Below are 22,889 nucleotides of genomic sequence, written 5' to 3' on the forward strand. Positions count from 1 at the left end.
CCCCGCGCGACTCGAGGCGAGGAAGCATGACGAGCACCGAAGACAAGCTCCGCGACTACCTCAAGCGGGTCACGAACGACCTTCAGCTGACCCGCCAGCGGTTGAAGGCGGTCGAAGAAAGGGACGGCGAGCCGATCGCCGTCATCGGCATGGCCTGCCACTACCCCGGCGGTGTCCGCTCGCCCGAGGACCTGTGGCGGCTCGTCGTCGAGGGCGTCGACGCCGTCTCGGACCTTCCCGCCGACCGCGGGTGGGACGTGGACGCCATCTACGACCCGGACCCCGACCGGCCCGGCACCACCTACGCGCGCGAAGGCGGCTTCCTCGCCGGCGTCGCCGACTTCGACGCGGCTTTCTTCGGCATCTCGCCGCGCGAGGCGCTCGCCATGGACCCGCAGCAGCGGCTGCTGCTGGAGGCCGCGTGGGAGGCCGTGGAGAGCGCGGGCATCGACCCGACGGCGCTGCGCGGCACCGACACCGGCGCGTTCGTCGGTGCCGGCAACTCCAGCTACGTCACGCTGGTCGGCTCCGACGAGTCCGCCGAGGGGTACACGGTCACCGGCGCATCGGCCAGCGTCATCTCCGGCCGAGTCTCGTACCTGCTCGGCCTCGAAGGTCCCGCGGTCACAGTGGACACCGCCTGCTCGGCGTCGCTCGTCGCGCTCCACCTCGCCGCGCAGGCGCTGCGCTCCGGGGAGTGCTCGCTCGCCTTCGCCGGCGGGATCGCGGTCATGGCGACGCCCGCCGAGTTCGTCGAGTTTTCACGGCAGCGAGGGCTCGCGCCGGACGGGCGGTGCAAGCCGTTCGCCGACGCCGCGGACGGGGTCGGGTGGGGCGAGGGCGCCGGCGTGCTCCTGCTGGAGCGGCTCTCCGACGCCGAGCGCAACGGCCACCCGGTGCTCGCGCTGATCCGCGGCTCAGCCGTCAACCAGGACGGCGCGTCCAGCGGCCTCACCGCGCCGAACGGGCCCTCCCAGCAGCGGGTCATCCGCGCCGCCCTGGACAGCGCCCGCCTGACCGCCGACCAGGTCGACGTCGTCGAGGGGCACGGCACGGGTACCACGCTCGGCGACCCCATCGAGGCGCAGGCGCTGCTGGAGACGTACGGGCAGGGCCGCCAGCGTCCACTGTGGCTCGGCTCGGTCAAGTCGAACATCGGCCACACCCAAGCCGCCGCCGGCGCCGCCGGGGTCATCAAGATGATCCAGGCCATCCGGTACGGGCTGGTGCCGAAGACCCTCCACGTCGACGCCCCTTCGGCACGGGTGGACTGGTCGGCCGGCGCCATCGCGCTCGCCACCGAGGCCGTCGCGTGGCCGGAGGTGGACCGGCCGCGGCGGGCTGGCGTGTCCTCGTTCGGCATCAGCGGCACGAACGCCCACGTGATCGTCGAGCAGGCACCAGCCTTGGCCGCGCCCGCCGAGCCAACGGCCCCGCCGGCCCTTGTGCCGTGGATCGTCTCGGCGCGGTCCGAGGCGGCGCTCGACGCCCAGGTCGCGCGGCTCGCCGGCCAGTCACCGGCCGACCGGTTGGACATCGGCCACTCGCTCGCCACCGGCCGCGCGCTCATGCCGTACCGGGCCGTGCTGATCGCGTCCGAAGGCGGGGTGACCGAGGCGGCGCGCGGTGAGGCGATGCACGCACCGCTGGCGATGCTCTTTTCCGGCCAGGGCTCCCAGCGGCTCGGTATGGGCCGCGACCTGTACGGCCGGTTCCCCGCCTTCGCCGCCGCGCTGGACGAGGTCCTGTCCCACCTCGACCCGGGCGTACGCGACGTGATGTGGGGCGCGGACCCCGGCGCGCTGGACGACACGGGGTGGGCGCAGCCGGCGCTGTTCGCCGTCGAGGTGGCGCTCTTCCGGCTCGTGTCCTCGTTCGGCGTCACACCGGACCACGTGGCGGGGCACTCGATCGGCGAGATCGCCGCCGCGCACGCCGCCGGTGTGCTGTCGCTCCCGGACGCCTGCCGGCTCGTATCGGCGCGGGCCTCGCTGATGCGGGCGCTGCCGGCCGGTGGCGCGATGGTCGCGCTGCAGGCCGCGGAGGCCGACGTGCTCCCGGTACTCACCGACGGTGTGTCGATCGCCGCCGTCAACGGCCCGGCCGCCGTGGTGATCGCCGGCGAGGAGGAGGCGGTACTGGCGGTCGCCGGCCGGTTTGGCAAGTCGACCCGGCTGCGTGTTTCGCACGCCTTCCACTCGCCACTGATGGAGCCGATGCTGGCCCACTTCCGTGCGGCCATCGACGGGCTGGCCTTCGCGGCGCCGACGATCCCCGTGGTGGCGGCCGGCGACGTCACCGACCCTGAGTACTGGGTCAGGCACGTGCGCGACACCGTCCGGTTCGCCGACGCGCTCGCCGCGCTCGACGGCGCCACGTTCCTCGAGATCGGTCCGGACGCCGTGCTCTGCGCCCTCGCCGGCGGCGGCGTGCCCACGCTGCGCAAGGACCACGACGAAGAGGCCAGCCTGCTCACCGCGCTGGCCCACCTGCACACCCGCGGCGTCGGCGTCGACTGGAGCCCGCTGGTGGCCGGCGGGCGGCGGGTGGAGCTGCCGACGTACCCGTTCCAGCGGCAGCGCTTCTGGCCCGAGGCGGAGCCGGTGCGGGAAGCGCAGGCGGACGGGGAGTTCTGGAGCCTTGTCGAGGAAACGCCGGACGCCGTCGCCTCGACGCTGGGCCTCGAACCCGGCACGGTCGCGCAGCTGCTGCCCGCGCTGCGCGCGTGGCGGAGCCGGCGCGGCCTCCACTCCGAAGTGGACGAGCGCCGCTACCGGGTCACGTGGACCCGGCTGCGCGAGCCGGCTCCGGCGGCGCTGGGCGGGACCTGGCTCGCTGTGGTACCGGCCGAGGAGCGGGAGTGGGCCGACACGGTCACCGCCGCGCTCGCCGGCCATGGCGCCGCGATTGTGGGCCTGACCGTCGACGCGGCGACCGACCGCGCGTCCCTCGCCGAGTGGCTCACCACGCTCGCGGTCGAACACGGCCCGTTCGCCGGCGTCGTCTCCCTCCTCGGTGTCGAAGCGGACGGCCCTCTCGGCACGCTCGCCCTCGTACAGGCACTCGGCGACGCCGGGCTCGACGTTCCACTGTGGTGCCTCACGCGCGGGGCGGTCTCGACCGGTCGCGGTGACCGGCTGACCCGTCCGGCCCACGCGGCGGTATGGGGCCTGGGACGCACGGTCGCGCTCGAGCAGCCGGGCCGCTGGGGTGGTCTCGTCGACCTGCCGGACGCCGTCGACCGTCGCGTGGCGCAGCGGCTCGCCGCCGTCCTGTCCGGTGGGCACGACGACGAGGACCAGGTGGCCGTGCGGGCGTCGGGGACGTTCGGCCGGCGCCTCGTCCGGGCCGCGAAGGCCAGGCGGCCCGGCGGCACCTGGCGGGCGCGCGGGACGGTGCTGATCACCGGCGGCACCGGCGGCCTCGGCATGAGCGTGGCGCGCTGGGCGGCTGCGAACGGCGCCGCGCACCTGATCCTCGCCAGCCGGCGCGGTCCGACCGCACCGGGCGTCACCGAGCTGCGGGACGAGCTGGAGACGGCCGGCGTCCGGGTCACGGCCGTGGCGTGCGACGTGGCGGACCGGGACGCGCTGGCCACGATCCTCAGTGGACACGAGATCAGCGCGGTCTTCCACGCGGCCGGGTACGCCGAGGCCGGTGCCGGGGTGGGCGAGCTGCCGCCGGACGACCTCGTGGCGATGATGCGTACCAAGGCCGCCTCTGCCTTGCACCTCCACGAGCTCACGCGTGGCGCGGACCTGGACGCGTTCGTGCTCTTCTCATCCGTCGCCGCCGTCTGGGGCAGCGGCGGCCAGCCCGCCTACTCGGCCGCCAACGCCGTCCTCGACGCGCTGGCCGAGCACCGGCGGGCCGAAGGGCTGCCCGCGACGTCGGTGGCGTGGGGCGCGTGGGGCGAGGTCGGCATGACCGCCGAACGCTCGGAGAGCGACGCGCAGCTGCGCCGCCGCGGCGTGCTGCCGCTGCGGCCCGAGGTCGGCATCGCGGCCCTGCAGCGGGCACTCGAAGACGGCGAAGGCGTGCTGACCGTCGCCGACGTGGACTGGCACCGGTTCCTCCCGGTCTTCACCGCCGGCCGGCCCAGCCCGCTGCTGTCCGACCTCGCCGAGGCGCGCGCCCTGGCCGGCAGCGGCACGGTCACCGGTCCGGAGGCCGAGCGCCTCACCCGGCTCACCGGCGCCGAGCGGGAGCGGGTGCTGCTCGACCTGGTCCGCACCGAGGCGGCCGCGGTCCTCAAGCACGAGAGCGCCGACGATGTCCGTCCCGACCACGCGTTCCGCGAGCTGGGTTTCGACTCGCTCGCCGCGGTCGAGCTGCGCAACCGGCTGACCGCCGCGACAGGGCTGGAGCTGCCGACCACCCTCGTGTTCGACTACCCGACGCCGACCGTCCTTTCCGGACTGCTTTCCGCCCGGTTGTCCGGTGTGGACAGCGTGACGCAGACCTTGGTCAGCACATCCGGTGACGCCTCCGATCCGATCGCCATCGTGGGCATGAGCTGCCGCTTCCCGGGCGGTGCCGACTCCGTCGAAGAGCTGTGGCGGCTGGTGGTCGAAGGCCGCGACGGCATCTCACCGTTTCCGGCGGACCGGGGCTGGGATCTCAGCGCACTCTCCGGCGGCCGCAGCCACACCCGGCACGGCGGGTTTCTCGCCGACGCGAGCGGCTTCGACGCCGGGTTCTTCAAGATCTCACCGCGCGAGGCGGTGGCGATGGACCCGCAGCAGCGGCTGCTGCTCGAAGTCTCCTGGGAAGCGGTGGAGCGGGCCGGCATCGACCCTCTGTCGCTCAAGGGCAGCCCGACCGGCGTCTTCGTCGGCGCCTCCGCGCAGGGGTACGACACCGCGCTGGACGACGCGGCCGGCGACGCCGAAGGGTACGTCGTCACCGGCAGTGCGCAGTCCGTGACGTCCGGCCGGCTGTCGTACGTCATGGGGCTCGAAGGCCCCGCCGTCACCGTCGACACCGCATGCTCGTCGTCGCTGGTCGCGCTGCACCTGGCCGCGCAGTCGCTCCGCCACGGGGAGTGCGACCTCGCGCTGGTCGGCGGCGTGACGGTGATGGCGACGCCGGCGGCCTTCGTGGAGTTCAGCAAGCAGGGCGGGGTCGCGGCGGACGGGCGCTGCAAGGCATTCTCGGACTCCGCGGACGGCACCGGCTGGTCCGAGGGGGTCGGTGTGCTCGTCGTCGAGCGCCTCTCCGACGCGGTCCGGCGCGGGCACCAGGTGCTCGCGGTGGTGCGCGGCTCGGCGGTCAACCAGGACGGCGCCTCCAACGGCCTCACCGCCCCGAACGGTCCGTCCCAGCAGCGGGTGATCCGCCAGGCGCTCGCCAACGCCGGACTTACGGCGTCCGATGTGGACCTTCTGGAGGCGCATGGCACCGGCACCGCGCTCGGCGACCCGATCGAGGCGCAGGCGGTGCTCGCGACGTACGGGCAGGGACGCGAGCGGCCGCTGCTGCTCGGCTCGATCAAGTCGAACATCGGGCACGCCCAGGCGGCCGCCGGGGTCGCCGGGGTCATCAAGGCGGTGGAGGCGGTCCGGGCCGGCGTGGCGCCGATGACCCTGCACGTGGCGGCGCCCTCGTCGCATGTGGACTGGTCGGCCGGTGCCGTCTCGCTCCTGACCTCGACCGTGCCGTGGCCGGACGTGGAGCGGCCCCGGCGGGCGGCGGTCTCGTCGTTCGGCATCAGCGGTACCAACGCGCACGTGATCCTGGAGCAGGCCTCGGCGCCCGAGCGGGTGGGCGAGCCCCCCGCCCCGCCGAGCGTGGCGGCGTGGCCGGTCGCGGCCGCTTCGGAGGCGGCGCTTGACGCCCAGGTCGCGCTGATCGGTGACCTGCCGCTCGCCGAGCGGCTGCACGTCGGGTACGCGCTCGCGACCGGCCGAGCGGCCCTGGAACGGCGGGCCGTGCTGCTCGCCACCGACGAGAGCGTGACCGAGGTCGCGCGCGGCGTTGCCCGCCCCGGCACGCTCGCGATGCTCTTCTCCGGGCAGGGCTCGCAGCGACTGGGTATGGGCCGCGAGCTGTACGACAGGTACCCCGTCTTCGCGGCCGCCCTCGACGGCGCTTTCGCCCATCTCGACCCCGACCTCCGCGACGTGATGTGGGGCGGTGACGCCGCAAAACTCGACTCGACCGGCTGGGCCCAGCCCGCCCTGTTCGCCGTCGAGGTTGCCCTGTACCGGCTTGTCGAGTCGTGGGGCCTGCACGCCGACCACCTGGCCGGCCACTCGATCGGCGAGGTGGCGGCCGCACACGTGGCCGGCGTGCTCTCGCTCGAAGACGCGGCCACGCTCGTCTCCGCGCGCGCCCGGCTCATGCAGGCGCTGCCGGCCGGCGGCGCGATGGTGGCCGTGCAGGCCGCCGAGGCGGACGTGCTGCCTCTTCTCACGGACGGCGTCTCGATCGCCGCCGTCAACTCGCCGACTTCGCTGGTGCTCGCCGGCGACGAAGACGCGGTGCTGGCGCTCGCCGGACGCTTCGACCGGACCACGCGGTTGCGGGTGTCGCATGCCTTCCACTCGCACCTGATGGATCCGATGCTCGCCAGTTTCCGCGCGGTGGTGTCGGCCCTCACCTTCGCGCCGCCGCGCATCCCGCTCGCCGCCTCCGGTGACGTCACGGACCCTGAGCACTGGGTCAGGCATGTCCGGGAGGCCGTCCGCTTCGGTGACGCGGTCGCCGCTCTCCGCGACGCCGGGGTCTCCGCATTCCTGGAGGTGGGGCCGGACGGGCCGCTCGCGGCGATGGCGCGCGAACAGCTGCCGGAAGGCGTGACCGTCGTCCCGCTGCTGCGCAAGGACCGGCCGGACGAGGTGTCCACGCTCACCGCCGCCGCGCGCCTGCACGTGGCCGGCCTCGACGTCGACTGGGCCGAGACGCTTTCCGGCCTCGGCGCCCACCGCTTCGACCTGCCCACCTACCCGTTCCAGCACGAGCGCTACTGGGCCGCCCCGTACCGGCCGCGACCGGGGTGGACCCGGTCGACGCCGAGTTCTGGTCCGCGGTCGAGCGCGCGGACATCGACTCGCTGGCGTCCACGCTGGAGCTGGACGGCGACACCGTCACGGCGATGGTGCCGGCGCTCTCGTCCTGGCGGCGCCGCCGGACCGCCGAGTCCACGCTGGACTCGTGGCGCTACGCCGAATCCTGGGCGCCCTTGACCGGCACCCCGTCGGGGAAGCCGGCCGGACGGTGGCTCGCCGTCGTTCCCGACGTGGCGGACGAGTGGGTATCCACGGTCGCCGCCGCTTTGGGCGCGACGGCCGTCACCGAGGCCGCCCTCGAAGTGGGTGAGTACGACGGCGTCGTCTCCCTGCTCGCTCCGGGCGCCGGTGGCGGGACGCAGGCCGCCGCTGCCACCACCGCCCGCCTGCTGCGCGCCCTGGGTGAGGCCGGCATCGAGGCTCCCCTGTGGGTGGTCACCCGCGGCGCGGTCGCCGTGGACGGCACAGACCCGGCGCTGAGCCCGGCGCAGGCGGCGGTCTGGGGCTCGGCCGGGTCGCGGCGATGGAGCAGCCCCGCCGCTGGGGCGGCCTGCTCGACCTGCCGGAAGCGCTTGACGACCTGGTGCTGAGCCACGCCGCGGGCGTCCTGTCCCGCCGTGACGGCGAGGACCAGGTCGCCGTCCGGGGTGGAGAGGCGTACGGCAGGCGACTCGTCCCGGCGCCGGCAGGCTCGGGTGGATGGACACCCTCCGGCACCGTGCTCGTCACCGGCGGCACCGGGGCGCTGGGCCGCCAGGTGGCCCGGTGGCTCGCCGCCAACGGTGCCGAGCGGCTGCTGCTCACGAGCCGTCGTGGCCCCGAAGCGCCGGGAGCCTCCGACCTGCGCGACGAGCTTGCCGCCGCTGGTGTCGAGGTCACCGTCGCCGCGTGCGACGCCGCCGACCGGGACGCCATGGCGGCGCTCGTCGACGGCCACCGGCTGAGCGCGGTCGTACACACCGCCGGCAGCCTCGACGACGGCGTGCTCGACTCGCTCACGCCGGACCGGTTCGACGACGTGTTCCGGTCCAAGGTGGACAGCGCGCTCGTGCTGGACGAGCTGGCGCCGGACGCGGACGCGTTCATCCTGTTCTCCTCGACGGCGCACGCGATCGGCAACCCGGGCAGGCCAACTACGCGGCCGCCAACGCCGCCCTCGACGCCATAGCCGCCCGCCGCCGGGCCGCGGGCCGTGCCGCCACCGCCATCGCCTGGGGTGCCTGGGCCGGCGACGGCATGGCGAGCCGGGACGGCGTGGTCGAGTGGACCCGTTCCGGTGTCGCGCCGATGGATCCCGAGATGGCGCTCAGCGCGCTCGCCCGCGCAGCCGGGCAGCCCGAACCGGCGGTCGTGGTGGCCGACATCCGGCGCCCCTACCTGGTGGAGGCTCTCAACGCCGGCAGGCCGAGCCCACTGGTGGCAGAGCTGCCGGGCGCGGCAGCCGTCATCGCCGCCGCGCGGGACGCGTGGGCGGCCGCCGGGTCGGCGGGCGCGGAACTCCGCCAGCGGCTGTCGGGCCTGTCCGAGCAGGAGCGGACGGACGCCCTCATCGACCTGGTACGCGAGCGCGCCGCGGCCGTGCTCGGGTACGGCTCCGCCGCCGCACTCGACGTGGACAAGGCGTTCCGGGACCTGGGGTTCGACTCGCTCACCGCGGTCGAGCTGCGCAACCAGCTCGGCGCCGTCACGGCACTGACCCTGCCGCCCGCGCTGGTCTTCGACTTCCCGACGCCCCGCGCGCTCGCCGCGCACCTGCTCGGCGAGCTGACCGGCGAGTCAGGCGACCTGGTCGTCCCACGGGTCCGCACCATGGGCGAGACGGACGAGCCGATCGCGATCGTCGGCATGGCCTGCCGCTTTCCGGGCGGCGTCCGCTCACCGGAGGACCTGTGGCGCCTCGTCGACGAGGGCCGGGACGCCATCACCGGGTTTCCGACCGACCGCGGCTGGGACCTCGCCATCCAGAGCGACACCCACGAGGGCGGCTTCCTCGATGGCGTCGCCGACTTCGACGCCGCGTTCTTCGGCATCTCCCCGCGCGAAGCGGTCTCCATGGACCCGCAGCAGCGGCTGCTGCTGGAGACCGCGTGGGAGGCGTTCGAGTCGGCCGGCCTGGACCCGGCCACACTGCGGGCCAGCCAGACCGGCGTCTTCGTCGGCACGAACGGGCAGGACTACGCGGGGCTGCTCATCAACTCGAAGGAGGGTGACAGCGGCCACGCGGCGACAGGTCTCGCGGCGAGCGTGATCGCTGGGCGGCTGGCGTACACGTACGGTCTCGAAGGACCGGCGATGACCGTCGACACCGCCTGCTCGTCCTCGCTCGTCGCGCTGCACCTGGCCGCCGAGTCGCTGCGGCGGGGCGAGTGCGACCTGGCGCTGGCCGGCGGCGTGACAGTGATGACGACCTCGGACGCCTTCGTGGAGCTGAGCCGGCAGGGTGCGCTGTCACCGGACGGCCGGTGCAAGGCCTTCGGCGCGGGCGCGGACGGCACCGGCTTCGCCGAGGGCGCGGGGTTGCTGCTGGTGGAGCGGCTCGCGGACGCCGAGCGGCACGGCCACCGGGTGCTCGCGGTGCTGCGCGGCTCGGCGGTCAACCAGGACGGTGCCTCCAACGGCCTCTCCGCACCCAACGGCCGCGCGCAGCAGCGGGTCACCCGGCAGGCATTGGCCAACGCCGGCCTGTCGCCGTCCGATGTGGACGCTGTCGAGGCGCACGGCACGGGTACCAAGCTCGGCGACCCGATCGAGGCCCAGGCGCTGCTCGCCTCGTACGGGCAGGAGCGCGAGCGCCCGCTGTGGCTCGGCTCGGTCAAGTCGAACATCGGCCACACCCAGGCAGCGGCCGGCGTCGCCAGCGTCATCAAAATGGTCGAGGCGATGCGGCACGGTGTACTGCCGAGAACGCTGCACGCGGAAACACCCACGTCGCATGTGGACTGGGCGACCGGAGCGGTCCGGCCACTCGTCGAGCGGATCGACTGGCCCGAGACGGGACGGCCACGCCGGGTGGGCGTGTCGTCGTTCGGGATCAGCGGCACCAACGTGCACGCGATCCTGGAGCAGGCGCCGTCGCGCCCCGAAAAGCCGGTCATCGCCGAGCCGACGCCAGCCGTCCTTCCGTACCTCCTGGCCGGCAGGACCCCGGCGGCCCTCCGGGGACAGGCGGCGGCCCTGGCCGACCACCTGGATGGCCACCCCGAGCTGCCGCCGGCGGCGGTCGGGCACGCGCTGGCGACCACCCGTGCCGCCTTCGACCACCGCGCGGTCGTCGTCGGCACCGGCACCGACCAGCTGCGCGAACGACTGCGCGCGCTGGCCGCCGGTGAACGGCCGGCGGGCGTGGCGACCGGCGTGGCCCGGCCCCTCGGCAAGGTGGCGTTCGTCTTCCCCGGCCAGGGTTCGCAATGGGCCGGCATGGCCGTGGACCTGCTGGACAGCGCCCCGACCTTCCGGGAGCACGTCGCGCGCTGCGAGCGGGCGCTCGCGCCACACCTGGACTGGAAGGTCACCGACGTGCTGCGCGGCGTGCCGGGCGCCCCGTCGATCGACGAGGTCGACATCGTGCAGCCGGTGCTCTTCACCGTCATGGTCTCGCTCGCCGCACTGTGGCAGAGCTACGGCGTACGGCCGGACGCGGTCGTCGGCACGAGCCAGGGCGAGATCGCCGCCGCGTACGTGGCCGGCGCGCTGTCTCTTGAGGACGCCGCGCTCGTCGTCGCCCGCCGCAGCCGCGTGCTCGGCGCCGAGCTTGTCGGCATGGGTGCGCTCGCGTCGCTGGCGCTGCCGGTCGAGGCGGCGCGGGAACGGATCAGCCGGTGGAACGGCCGGCTCAGCATCGGCGGCGTGAACGCGCCCGCGCTCGTCACCGTCGCCGGCGACCACGAGGCGCTGGCCGAGCTGGGTGCCGAGTGCGAGGCGGAGGGCATCCGCATGCGGGTCGTCGCCGCCTCGGTCGCCACGCACTGCGCCGACGTCGACGCGCTCCGGCCGCGGCTGCTGGAGGTGCTCGCCGGCCTCAACCCGCGCGAGCCAGAGGTGCCGATCTTCTCGACGGTCACCGGCGAGCGCCTGGCACCTGGCGAGCTTGTCGACACCGAGTACTGGTACGTCAACACGCGCAAGCCCGTCCTCTTCGGACAGGTCACGGAACGGCTGCTGGAGTACGGCTGCGACACGTTCCTGGAGATAAGCCCGCACCCGGTGCTCTCGCTCGCCATCGACGGCACCGCCGCGGCCGCCGGCACCGAGGCGGCCGTGCTCGGTACGCTGCGGCGTGGTGAGGGCGGCCTCGAACGATTCCTCACCTCGGTGGGCGAGGCATACACGCGCGGCATCCCCATCGACTGGTCGGTGGCGCTGCCCGCCACGGTGCCGGTGAGCCTTCCCACCTACGCCTTCCAGCGTGAGCGGTACTGGCCGGTGCCGAACCCCGTCGCGCCGGGCGGTGACCCGCTGGACCAGGAGTTCTGGGGAGCCGTCGAGAGCGAGGACGTGGAGACGCTCGCCCCCCGGCTCGACGTGCCGGTCGAGTCGCTGGCCGCCGTGGTACCCGCGCTGCTTTCCTGGCGCCGCCACCGCCGCGACGAGTCCACCGTGGAGTCGTGGCGCTACCGGGTCGCCTGGCGGCCGATCCCGGCACTGGGAGCGGGCGCGCTCACCGGCACGTGGCTGCTCGTCACCGCCGCCGGCCACCTCGCCGCCGATGTGGCGGAGGCGCTGGAGTCGGCGGGCGCGGACGTACACCACCTGGTCCTGGACGAGTCCTGCGTGGACCGTGCGGTGCTGGCGGACCGGCTCAGCGACCTCGGCCCGGTCGCCGGCATCGTCTCGGCCGCCGCGGCCGCCGAGGAGCCGTGTGCTGCCCACCCGGCACTCGCGCTCGGCCTCGCTCTCAACCTGGCGCTCCTGCAGGCCCTGGGCGACGCGGGCGTGGACGCACCACTGTGGTTCGTCACCCGGGGCGCGGTCGCCGCCGGTCCCGCCGACCGCGTGCCGCACCCGCTGCAGGCGCAGGTGCTCGGGCTCGGCTGGAGCGCCGCGCTGGAGCACCCGCACCGCTGGGGCGGCGTGGTCGACGTACCCGAAATCCTGGATGGCGCCGGCGGGCGGCGGCTTGCCGCGGTGCTGGCCGGCTGCGGCGAAGACCAGGTCGCGCTCCGCGCGTCCGGCGCCCTGGCTCGCCGCGTCGTCCGCGCGCCGTCGACACCCGTACCGGCGGGGGCCTGGAGCCCGCGCGGCACGGTGCTCGTCACCGGCGGCACCGGCACGATCGGACCGGACCTGGTGCGCTGGCTGGCGGGGCAGGGCGCGAAGCACATCGTGCTGCCGACCCGCCGAGGGCTCGGCGCGCCGGGCATGGCCGACCTCGCCGCCGAGCTCGGCGCCACCGGCACGCGGGTCGACGTCGTCGCCTGCGACGTGGCCGACCGGGACGCCGTGGCCGCGCTGCTCGCCGGCATCAGGGCCGAGGGGCACACGATCCGCACCGCTGTCCACGCCGCCGCGGTGATCGAGCTCGCCATGCTCGCGGAGACCAGCATGGCGGACTTCGAACGGGTCATCGCCGCGAAGGTGCGCGGCGCGCAGCACCTCGACGAGCTGCTGGACGGCGACGAGCTCGACGCGTTCGTGCTCTACTCCTCCAACGCCGGCATGTGGGGCAGCGGCGACCACGGCGCGTACGTGGCGGGTAACGCGTACCTCGGCGCGCTCGCGCACAGCCGCCGCGCCCGCGGTCTCGTCGCGACGTCCATCCACTGGGGAAAGTGGCCGGACGACGTGGAGCTGTTCGGCCAGGAGGACCCGTTCGGCATTCGCCGTGGCGGCCTGGAGTACATCGACCCGCAGCTCGCACTCACCGGCCTCAAGCGTGCCCTCGACGACGACGAGACCGCGCTCGCGCTCACCAACGTGCGGTGGGAGCGGTACTTCCCGGTCTTCACCAGCGGCCGCACCACGACGCTGTTCGACGAGGTGCCCGAGGTGCGGGCGCTGTCGGAGGCCGGCAAGCCGGTCGCGACGGAGGACAACGACGATGGCGAGCTCGCCGCGCGGCTGCGCGGGCTGCTCCCGGCCGAGCAGGAGCGGGCGCTGCTGACCCTGGTGCGCGGTGAGGCCGCCAAGGTGCTCGGGCACCCGTCGCCCGAGGCCGTGGGGGAGCGGCGCGCGTTCCGGGAGGTGGGCTTCGACTCGGTCACCGCGGTCGACCTGCGCAACCGGCTCGCCGCCGCGACAGGCCTGACGCTGCCGGCGACGATGGTCTTCGACCACCCGAACCCGGCGGCGCTCGCCGAGTTTCTGCGCGGCCAGGTGCTCGGCACCACCGGCGCCGCGGCCGTACCTGTCACGGCCGCACACGTCTCGGACGACGAACCGATCGCGATCGTCGGCATGGCCTGCCGCTATCCCGGCGGTGTCCGGTCCCCGGAGGACCTGTGGCGGGTGGTCTTCGACGGCGTGGACGCCATCACCGGCTGGCCCACCGACCGCGGCTGGGACGCTGCCGGCCTCTACGACCCCGACCGCGACCGGGAAGGCAAGACGTACTCCCTCCACGGTGGATTCCTTGACGACCCGGCCGGCTTCGACCCGGGCTTCTTCGGAGTCTCACCGCGCGAGGCGCTCGCGATGGACCCGCAGCAGCGGCTGCTGCTGGAGACCGCGTGGGAGGCCATCGAGCGGGCCGGCATCGACCCTGTGTCGCTGCGCGGCAGCCAGACCGGCACGTTCGTCGGCGCCACGTACCAGGACTACGCGGTCGGCGCGTCCACGGAGGAGGCGGCCGAGACGCACATGGTCACCGGCTCGGCCTCGTGTGTGGTCTCCGGGCGCGTGTCCTACCTGCTCGGGCTTGAAGGCCCGGCCGTCTCGCTGGACACCGGCTGCTCCTCGTCTCTCGTGGCGCTGCATCTCGCGGCCCAGTCGCTGCGCAGCGGGGAGAGCACGCTCGCGCTCGCCGGCGGCGTGACGGTGATGCCGAACCCGACCGAGTTCGTCGCGTTCAGCCGGCTCGGCGCGCTCTCCATGGATGGGCGGTGCAGGGCGTTCGGCGAGGGCGCCGACGGCATGTCGCTCGCCGAGGGTGTTGGCGTCGTGCTGGTGGAACGCCTCTCCGACGCGGTGCGCAACGGTCACCCGGTGCTGGCGGTCCTGCGGGGCAGCGCGATGAACCAGGACGGCGCCTCCAACGGCCTCACCGCACCCAACGGACCGTCCCAGCAGCGGGTGATCCGGCAGGCACTCGCCAACGCCGGCCTGCGGGCATCCGAAGTGGACGTGGTGGAGGCGCACGGCACGGGTACCGCGCTCGGCGACCCGATCGAGGCACAGGCGCTCCTGGCCACGTACGGGCAGGACCGGGAGCGGCCGCTCTGGCTCGGCTCGGTCAAGTCGAACATTGGCCACACCCAGATGGCCTCCGGCGTCGCGGGAATCATCAAGATGGTGATGGCGCTGCGTCAGGGCCACCTCCCGCGCACTCTGCACGCGGACGACCGCACCTCCCACGTGGACTGGACGGCGGGCGCGATCGACCTGCTCACCGAGCCGGCTGAGTGGCCGGTCAACGGTCACCCGAGGCGGGCCGGGGTGTCGTCGTTCGGCATCAGCGGCACGAACGTGCACGCGATCCTGGAGGAGGCGCCCCCGCCGGCACAGCGCCCGGAGCCGGCGACGCCCGCCGGGCCGGTGCCGTGGCTCGTCTCCGGACGCGGCGCCGACGCGCTCCGCGGGCAGGCTGCCCAGCTGCTGTCCTACCTGGACGCCGAGCCGGACCCGGCGGACCTCGGCTGGTCGCTGGCCACCGCCCGCTCGACGTTCGAACACCGCGCGGTCATCGTCGGGGAGAGCCTGGAGGACGCCCGCGACGGGCTGGCGGCGCTCGCGTCCGGCGCCGAGTCGGCGGCCGTGGTGTCCGGCGTCGCGGTCGAGGGCGCCGGCCGTGGCGGCGTGTTCGTCTTCCCCGGCCAAGGGTCGCAGTGGTGGGGGATGGGCCGGGAGCTGATGGCCACATCCGACGTGTTCCGCGAGGCGGTGCACGAGTGCGCCGCCGCGCTCGCGCCGCACGTGGACTGGTCGGTCGCCGATGTCGTGGCCGGCACCGGCGATCCGGACCTGATGGAGCGGGTCGACGTGGTACAGCCGGCCCTCTTCACCGTCATGGTGGCGCTCGCCGAGGTGTGGCGCTCGTACGGGGTCACGCCCGCCGCGGTCGTCGGCCACTCGCAGGGGGAGATCGCCGCCGCGTACGTGGCGGGCGCGCTCTCGCTCGACGACGCCGCCGCCGTGGTCGCCCTGCGCAGCCGCGCGCTGGTGGGCCTCTGTGGACACGGCGGGATGATGTCGGTCGCGGCACCGGTGGAGCGGGTGACCGAGCTGATCGCGCCGTGGGTCGGCGACGTCTCGGTGGCCGCCGTCAACGGCCCGGCGTCGGTCGTCGTCTCCGGCACGCCCGGCGCGCTCGACGCGCTGGCCGCCGAGTGCGAGCGGGCGCAGGTACGGACCCGCCGGGTCTCGGTCGACTACGCCTCGCACGGCCCGCAGGTCGAGTCGGTGCGGGACGAGCTGCTGCGGGTGCTCGCCGGCGTGCGGCCACGCCCGTCGCAGGTGCCGTTCTACTCGACGGTGACCGGTGGCCAGATCGACGCGTCCACGCTGGACGCCGGGTACTGGTACACGAATTTGCGCCAGACGGTACGGATGGACGAGGCGACCCGCGGGCTGATGGCGGACGGTTACCGCGTCTTCGTCGAGTCGAGCCCGCATCCCGTGCTCGTGCCCGGCCTGCCGGACGAGGTGGCCGCGGTCGGCTCGCTTCGCCGCGACGACGGCGGCCGGACCCGCCTGCTCACCTCGCTGGCGGAGGCGCACGTGCTCGGTGTGCCTGTGGACTGGCGGGTGGCGTTCCCCGGCACCGGGTACCGCGTCCTCGACCTGCCGACGTACGCCTTCCAGCGGCGGCGGTTCTGGATCTCCAGTGCGAGCGGCCGGGCACGGTCCACGGTGGACTCCTGGCGCTACCGCGTGGAATGGAGCCGCCTGCCCGACCCGCCCGCCGCCAACGGCCACCACGCCGGCCCATGGCTCGCCGTCGTGCCCGCCGTACCCGACCCGTGGGTGGATGAGGTCGTCGCCGCCCTCGGGCCGGACACGGTCCGCGCGGAGGCCGCGAAGCTCCCGGTCGGGGAGAGCTTCGCCGGGGTGGTGTCGCTGCTGGCCGCGGTGGACGAGCGCGGCGCCGAAGACGTACCCGCCGGGCTCACCGCCACCGTCGAGCTCGTGCGGGCGCTCGGTGACAGCGGCATCACCGCCCCGCTGTGGTGCGTGACCCGCGGCGCCGTCTCGACCGGGCCGCAGGACCCGGTGACCAGCCCGGCGCAGGCCGCCGTCTGGGGGCTGGGCCGGGTCGCCGCGCTCGAACACCCGGACCGGTGGGGCGGGCTCGTCGACCTGCCTGAGCGCACAGACAGCCGGACGGCGGCCGTGCTGCTCGGCGTGCTCCGGGGTGAGGGCGGCGAGGACCAGGTCGCGGTGCGCGCTTCCGGCGTACACGGGCGGCGCCTGCGGCGTGCCCCCGCGCGGCCGGCGACCGTCGCGCGGCCCTGGCGTGCCGGCGGCACGGTGCTTGTCACCGGCGGCACGGGCGGAGTCGGTGGCCAGGTGGCCCTCTGGGCGGCCCGGTCCGGCGCGGCGCACCTGTTGCTGACCAGCCGGCGGGGTATGGCCGCACCGGGTGCCGAAGCGCTCGTGGCTGAGCTGGAGAGCCTGGGAGCCAGGGTGACGGTCGCTTCCTGCGACGTCTCCGACCGTGACGCCCTGGCCGCCCTGCTCGCCGGCATCCCCGCCGACGCGCCGCTCACCGCTGTCATGCACGCGGCCGGCGCGGTCGACGGCGAAGGGCCGCTCGCCACGCTGGACAGCGACCAGGTCGCCCTCATGTTCGGCTCGAAGGCCACCTCGGCGTGGCACCTGCACCAGCTCACGGCACATCTGGATCTAAGTGATTTCGTCTTGTTCTCCTCCGGTGCCGGGGTGTGGGGTAGTGGTGGCCAGCCCGCGTACGCGGCGGCGAACGCCTACCTGGACGCGCTGGCCGAGTACCGCAGGAGTGAAGGTCTTGCGGCGACGTCGGTTGCCTGGGGTGCCTGGGGCGAGGCCGGACTCGCCGCGCGGTCGGAGGTGAACGAGCAGTTGCGGCGCCGTGGGGTGTTGCCGATGGAACCGCCGCTCGCGCTGGCGGCGCTCCAGGGTGCGCTCGAGGACGGTACGACCGTGCTCACGGTGACCAACATGGACTGGGAGCGCTTCGCGCCGACGTTCACCGCTGCCCGACCCAGCCCGCTGCTGTCCGACCTGGCCGAGGTGCGGCGGCTCGACGCGCCCGCGGACGACGCACCACAGTCCAATGGGGACGTATCGGTGCTGAAGCGCCGGCTTGACGCGCTGCCGGCCGGCGAGCGGAGCCGCGAAATCCTCGATCTGGTGCGCGCGGCGGCCGGCGCGGTCCTCGGGTACGACGCCGGCGAGGCGATCCCGGCCGGTCGCGCCTTCCGTGACCTCGGCTTCGACTCGGTGTCCGCAGTGGAGCTGCGCAACCGCCTCAAGGCGTCCACCGGGCTGACGCTGCCCGGCGCGCTGGCCTTCGACTACCCGACACCGAACGCGCTCGCCCAGAACCTGCTGTCCCGCCTGTACCCGGAAGACGCACCGGCCGAGACGGCGGACGACCCGGACGCGGAGATCCGGCGGGTGCTCGCGTCCATCCCGGTCGGCCGGCTCCGCAAGGCAGGGCTGCTGGACATGGTGCTCCAGCTCGCGAAGGAGGACGGCGACGTGCCGCCGCCGGCGCCCATCACGGGTACCTCCATCGACGACATGGACGCCGAAAGCCTCCTTCAGCTGGCGATCGACAACACGACGACCTGACGCGCGACCGGAGTGAGCCCTATGACCACCTCCACCAACCAGTACGTCGAGGCGCTGCGGTCGTCGCTGAAGGAGATCGAGCGGCTGCGACAGCAAAACCAGCAACTGGTCGCGGCGGCGGCGGAGCCCATCGCCATCGTGGGTATGGCGTGCCGGTTTCCGGGCGGGGTCACCTCACCGGAGGAGCTGTGGCAGCTTGTCGCCGAGGGGCGCGACGAGATCTCCGGGTTTCCGCAGGACCGCGGGTGGGACCTCGACGCGCTTTCGGGTACCGGCGACGGCAGCAGCCTGACCGGCGAGGGCGGTTTCATCTACGACGCGGTCGAGTTCGACCCCGGCTTCTTCGGCATCTCGCCGCGCGAGGCGCTCGCGATGGACCCGCAGCAGCGGCTGCTGCTGGAGGTGTCGTGGGAGGCGCTGGAGCGGGCCGGCATACCCACGTCGTCGCTGCGGGGAAGCCAGACCGGCGTCTTCATGGGCACCACCGGGCAGGACTACGCCGACGTGGCGCTCAACTCCGACGCCGACATCAACGCGTACTCCAGCACCAGCTTCGCGGCGAGCGTCATCTCCGGGCGGCTCTCGTACACGTATGGCCTTGAGGGGCCGGCGGTCACCGTCGACACCGGATGCTCCTCGTCGCTCGTCGCGCTGCACTGGGCGGTACAGGCACTGCGCGGCGGCGAATGCTCGCTGGCCCTGGCCGGTGGCGCCACGGTGATGTCGACACCGTCGGCGTTCATCTCGTTTACCTCGCAGGGCGGCGGGCTGGCGCCGGACGGGCGGTGCAAGCCCTTCTCCGAGTCGGCCGACGGCACCGGGTGGTCCGAAGGCACCGGCGTGCTCGTGCTGGAGCGCCTCTCCGACGCGCAGCGCAACGGTCACCGCGTCCTCGCGGTCGTCCGCGGCTCGGCCATCAACCAGGACGGCGCATCGAACGGCCTGACCGCCCCGAACGGCCCGTCGCAACAGCGGGTCATCCGGGCAGCGCTCGGCAACGCCCGCCTGACGCCCGACCAGGTCGACGCGGTGGAGGCGCACGGTACCGGTACCACGCTCGGCGATCCGATCGAGGCGCAGGCGCTGCTGGAGACCTACGGCCAGGGGCGCGAACGTCCGCTGTGGCTCGGCGCCATCAAGTCGAACATCGGCCACGCGCAGGCCGCGGCCGGCGTCGCCGGCGTCATCAAGATGGTCATGGCGATGCGGCACGGCCTGCTGCCACAGACGCTCCACGTGACCGAGCCGTCGTCGCATGTGGACTGGACGGCCGGCTCGGTCGCGCTGCTCACCTCGGCCGTGCCGTGGCCGGAGACCGGGCGGCCGCGGCGGGCGGGCGTCTCCGCGTTCGGCATCAGCGGCACGAACGCGCACGTCATCGTCGAGCAGGCACCCGCGGCGGCGGACGAGCCGGACGCCACCGCGCCGCCCGCCGTCGTACCGCTGCCCGTCTCCGCGGCGAGCGCGGCGGCACTCGACGAGCAGGTCGCCCGCGTCTCGGCGCGACTCGATGACGGCGCGCTCCACGTCGGGTACTCACTCGCGACCGGCCGTGCGCCGCTGGAGTACCGGGCCGTCCTGCTCGCCTCAGCCGGCGACGTGACGGAGGTGGCGCGGGGCGCCGCCGAGCCGCGCGAACTGGCGATGGTGTTTGCCGGTCAGGGTTCGCAGCGGCTGGGTATGGGTCGTGAGCTGTACGCGCGTTTCCCGGTCTTCGCGTCTGCTCTGGACGAGGTGCTGTCGCAGCTGGATCCGGGCGTGCGCGATGCCATGTGGGGCGCCGATGCCGAGCTGTTGGAGCAGACGGGTTGGGCGCAGCCGGCGTTGTTCGCGGTCGAAGTGGCGCTGTTCCGGCTTGTGTCGTCGTTTGGTCTGCGTCCGGATCACGTTGCCGGTCATTCGATCGGTGAGGTCGCGGCGGCGCATGTCGCGGGTGTGTTGTCGCTGGGGGATGCGTGCCGTCTGGTGTCGGCGCGTGCGTCGTTGATGCAGGCGTTGCCGGCTGGTGGGGCGATGGTGGCGTTGCGTGCCGCCGAGTCTGACGTGCTGCCGCTGCTGACCGAGGGCGTGTCCGTCGCTGCCGTGAACGGCCCGTCGAACGTGGTGGTCGCGGGTGACGAGGCTGCGGTCGCGGCGGTGGCTTCGCGGTTTGAGAAGGCGACGCGGTTGCGGGTGTCGCACGCGTTCCACTCGCCGCTGATGGAGCCGATGCTCGACGACTTCCGGGCTGTGGTGTCGACCCTGACGTTCGCGCAGCCGGCCATCCCGGTGGTGGCAGGCGGTGATGTGACTGATCCTGAGTACTGGGTCAGGCATGTGCGGGACACGGTCCGTTTCGCCGACGCGGTTACGGCGTTGGGTGGGGCGACCGTGGTGGAGATCGGGCCGGATGGGGCGCTGTCGGCGCTGACCGGCGGTGTTCCGGTGCTGCGCAAGGACCGGTCCGAGGAGACGGCGTTCCTGACCGCCCTCGCCCGGCTCCACGTGACCGGCGTGAGCGTGGACTGGGCCCCTGTCTTCGCCGGCACCGGCGCGCACTGGGTCGACCTTCCGACGTACCCGTTCGAGCACGTCCGCTACTGGCCCACCGGCATCGGCCGCTCCGGCGACGCCGCCGACCTCGGCCTCGAATCGGTCGAACACCCTCTGCTCGGTGCCGCCGTCGATCTGGCCGACGGGGAAGGCGCGATCTTCACCAGTCGGCTGTCGCTGCGCACCCACCCGTGGCTCGCCGACCACGTCGTGCTCGGGCGCACGCTCGTGCCCGGCACCGCCTTCCTGGAGCTTGCGTTGCGGGCGGCCGACGGCGTCGGGTGCACGCGCGTCGAGGAGCTGACGCTCGCCGCGCCGCTCGTGCTGCCGGAACGGGGTGCGGTCCACGTGCAGGTCCGCGTCGGCGACGCCGACGAGAGTGGCCGCCGGCCGGTCGGGGTCTACTCCCGGCCCGAGGGAGCGCCGGACGCGGCATGGACCCCGCACGCCACCGGTGCCGTGAGCGCGGCACCGCCGTCCGAGCCCGTGCCGCTGGCACCGGCGTGGCCACCACCCGGCGCGGAACCCGTGGACCTCAGCGGCCTCTACGAGGGTCTTGCCGAGGCCGGGTGGGACTACGGCCCGGTCTTCCAGGGGCTGCGCGCCGGGTGGCGGCGCGACGGGGAGGTATTCGCCGAGGCGGCACTGCCCGAGGCGGTCGAGAGCGAGGCACGCCGGTTCTTCCTCCACCCGGCACTGCTCGACGCCGCGCTGCACTCGGTCGCGTTCGCCGACCTCGGCTCGATCAGCAGTGGTGGGCTGCCGTTCTCCTGGGAAGGTGTCTCGCTGCACGCCTCCGGTGCGACAGCCGTGCGGATCCGGCTGGCGCGTACCGCTGACGACGCGGTGTCCATCGTGGTCAGCGACCCGGCCGGCGGACCGGTGGCGTCGATCGAGTCGCTCGTCGTCCGGAAGGTCCCGGCCGAGCAGCTGAGCGGTGGCGCAGTCGACCCCGACTCGCTCTTCCGCATCGACTGGGTGCCCCTGCCGCCGGCGCCGGCGGCGGGTGAGCGGCGGCCGGTCCACTGGGAGGACCTGGAGGACGGCGGTCCCGTACCGCCCGTCGTGCTCGTCGAGGTGGCCACACCGTCCGGCCTGGACACTCCGGCGGCGACCCGCGCGGTCGTGACCCGCGCGCTCGACCTGCTGCAGCGCTGGCTCGCGGAGGAGCGGTTCGCCGACTCCCGGCTCGTCTTCCTCACCCGTGGCGACGACCTCCCCACCGCCGCGATGTGGGGGCTCGTACGGTCGGCGCAGTCGGAGAGCCCGGACCGCCTCGGCCTCGTCGCCCTGGACGGTGACGCGGACATCCCACCGTGGGTGTTCGATGTGGACGAGCCGGAGGTCGCCGTCCGCGACGGCGAGGTGCGGGTGCCCCGGCTCGCCCGTGCCGGGACGGTCGGCGAGCCCGTCGAGTGGGACCCGGAAGGCACCGTCGCCGTCACCGGCGGCACCGGGGGCCTCGGTGCGGTCTTCGCCCGCCACCTTGTGGCCACCCACGGGGTACGCCGCCTGCTGCTGCTCAGCCGCCGCGGCCCAGCCGCCGAGGGTGCCGCCGCGCTGGTCGAGGAGCTTGCCGCGCTCGGCGCCGAAGCCACCGTCGTGGCCTGCGACGTCAGCGACCGGGACGCGCTCGCCGCGGCGCTCGCCGGCCACCGGATCCGGGGCGTCGTCCACACCGCGGGCGTCATCGACGACGGTGTCGTCGGCTCCCTCACCCCGGAGCGGATCGACACGGTGCTGCGCCCGAAGGTCGACGCGGCGTGGCACCTGCACGAGCTGACCCGCGACCTCGACCTGACCGCGTTCGTGCTCTTCTCCTCGGCCGCCGGGACGTTCGGCAGCCCTGGGCAGGCCAACTACGCGGCCGCCAACGCCTTCCTGGACGCCCTCGCGCGCCACCGCCGCGCTGCCGGCCTGCCCGCCACCTCGCTGGCGTGGGGGCCGTGGACCACCGAGATCGGCATGACCGGCGCGATGAACGCGTCCGATGTGGACCGCGTCACCCGCTCCGGCACGCCTCCGATCGCGGTGGAGCAGGGCGTCGCCCTCTTCGATGCCGGACTCGCCACCCGCGAACCGGCACTGCTGCCGGTGCGGCTCGACCTGGCGGCGCTCCGTGCCCGTGGCGAGGTACCGTCGCTGCTGCGCGGGCTGATCAGGACACCGGCGCGTCGAGGCGTCGCGGCGATGTCCGCCGCCGCCGAGGGCCTGGCGCAGCGCCTCGCCGGACTGCCCGCGCAGGAGCGGAGCGAGATCGTGCTCGACCTGGTGCGGGGCCAGGTCGCCCAGGTGCTCGGCCACGCGACCGCAGGCTCGGTCGATCCGTCGCGCGCGTTCCAGGCGCTCGGCTTCGACTCGCTGACCGCCGTCGAGCTGCGCAACCGGCTGGGCACGGTCACCGGCCTTCGGCTGCCGGCG

General features: G+C 74.3%; 2 protein-coding genes and 3 pseudogenes. All 5 read left to right on the plus strand.

Annotation, left to right across the window (positions count from 1 at the left end; genetic code table 11):
- The first annotated feature begins 26 nt into the window (after positions 1-26).
- Positions 27-7,187 carry a type I polyketide synthase gene (locus tag Phou_RS45905; RefSeq protein ID WP_173070402.1) on the plus strand — a complete coding sequence of 2,387 codons (7,161 nt, stop codon included), beginning with the start codon at positions 27-29 and terminating at the stop codon, positions 7,185-7,187.
- Positions 7,070-7,600 (plus strand): annotated as a pseudogene (locus Phou_RS45910) (SpnB-like Rossmann fold domain-containing protein); the annotation flags it as partial. The gene Phou_RS45905 and the pseudogene Phou_RS45910, both read left to right, overlap by 118 nt.
- Positions 7,534-8,177: pseudogene (locus Phou_RS51820) on the plus strand (SDR family NAD(P)-dependent oxidoreductase); the annotation flags it as partial. The pseudogenes Phou_RS45910 and Phou_RS51820, both read left to right, overlap by 67 nt.
- 69 nt (positions 8,178-8,246) lie before the next feature.
- Positions 8,247-17,936, plus strand: a complete 9,690-nt coding sequence (locus tag Phou_RS54095; protein ID WP_246274661.1) for a type I polyketide synthase — start codon at positions 8,247-8,249, stop codon at positions 17,934-17,936.
- Positions 17,937-17,957: 21 nt separating this feature from the next.
- Positions 17,958-22,877 (plus strand): annotated as a pseudogene (locus tag Phou_RS55950) (type I polyketide synthase); the annotation flags it as partial.
- Between the last annotated feature and the right edge of the window lie 12 nt (positions 22,878-22,889).

Origin of the sequence: Phytohabitans houttuyneae (assembly GCF_011764425.1) — a bacterium.
In the GTDB taxonomy this organism is placed as follows: Bacteria; Actinomycetota; Actinomycetes; order Mycobacteriales; family Micromonosporaceae; genus Phytohabitans; species Phytohabitans houttuyneae.

What these genes read in the sequence shown, in the direction of transcription:
- Phou_RS45905 (WP_173070402.1), top strand. Translation starts at nt 27, where the DNA reads ATGACGAGCACCGAAGACAAGCTCCGCGACTACCTCAAGCGGGTCACG.
- Phou_RS54095 (WP_246274661.1), top strand. Translation starts at nt 8,247, where the DNA reads ATGGCGAGCCGGGACGGCGTGGTCGAGTGGACCCGTTCCGGTGTCGCG.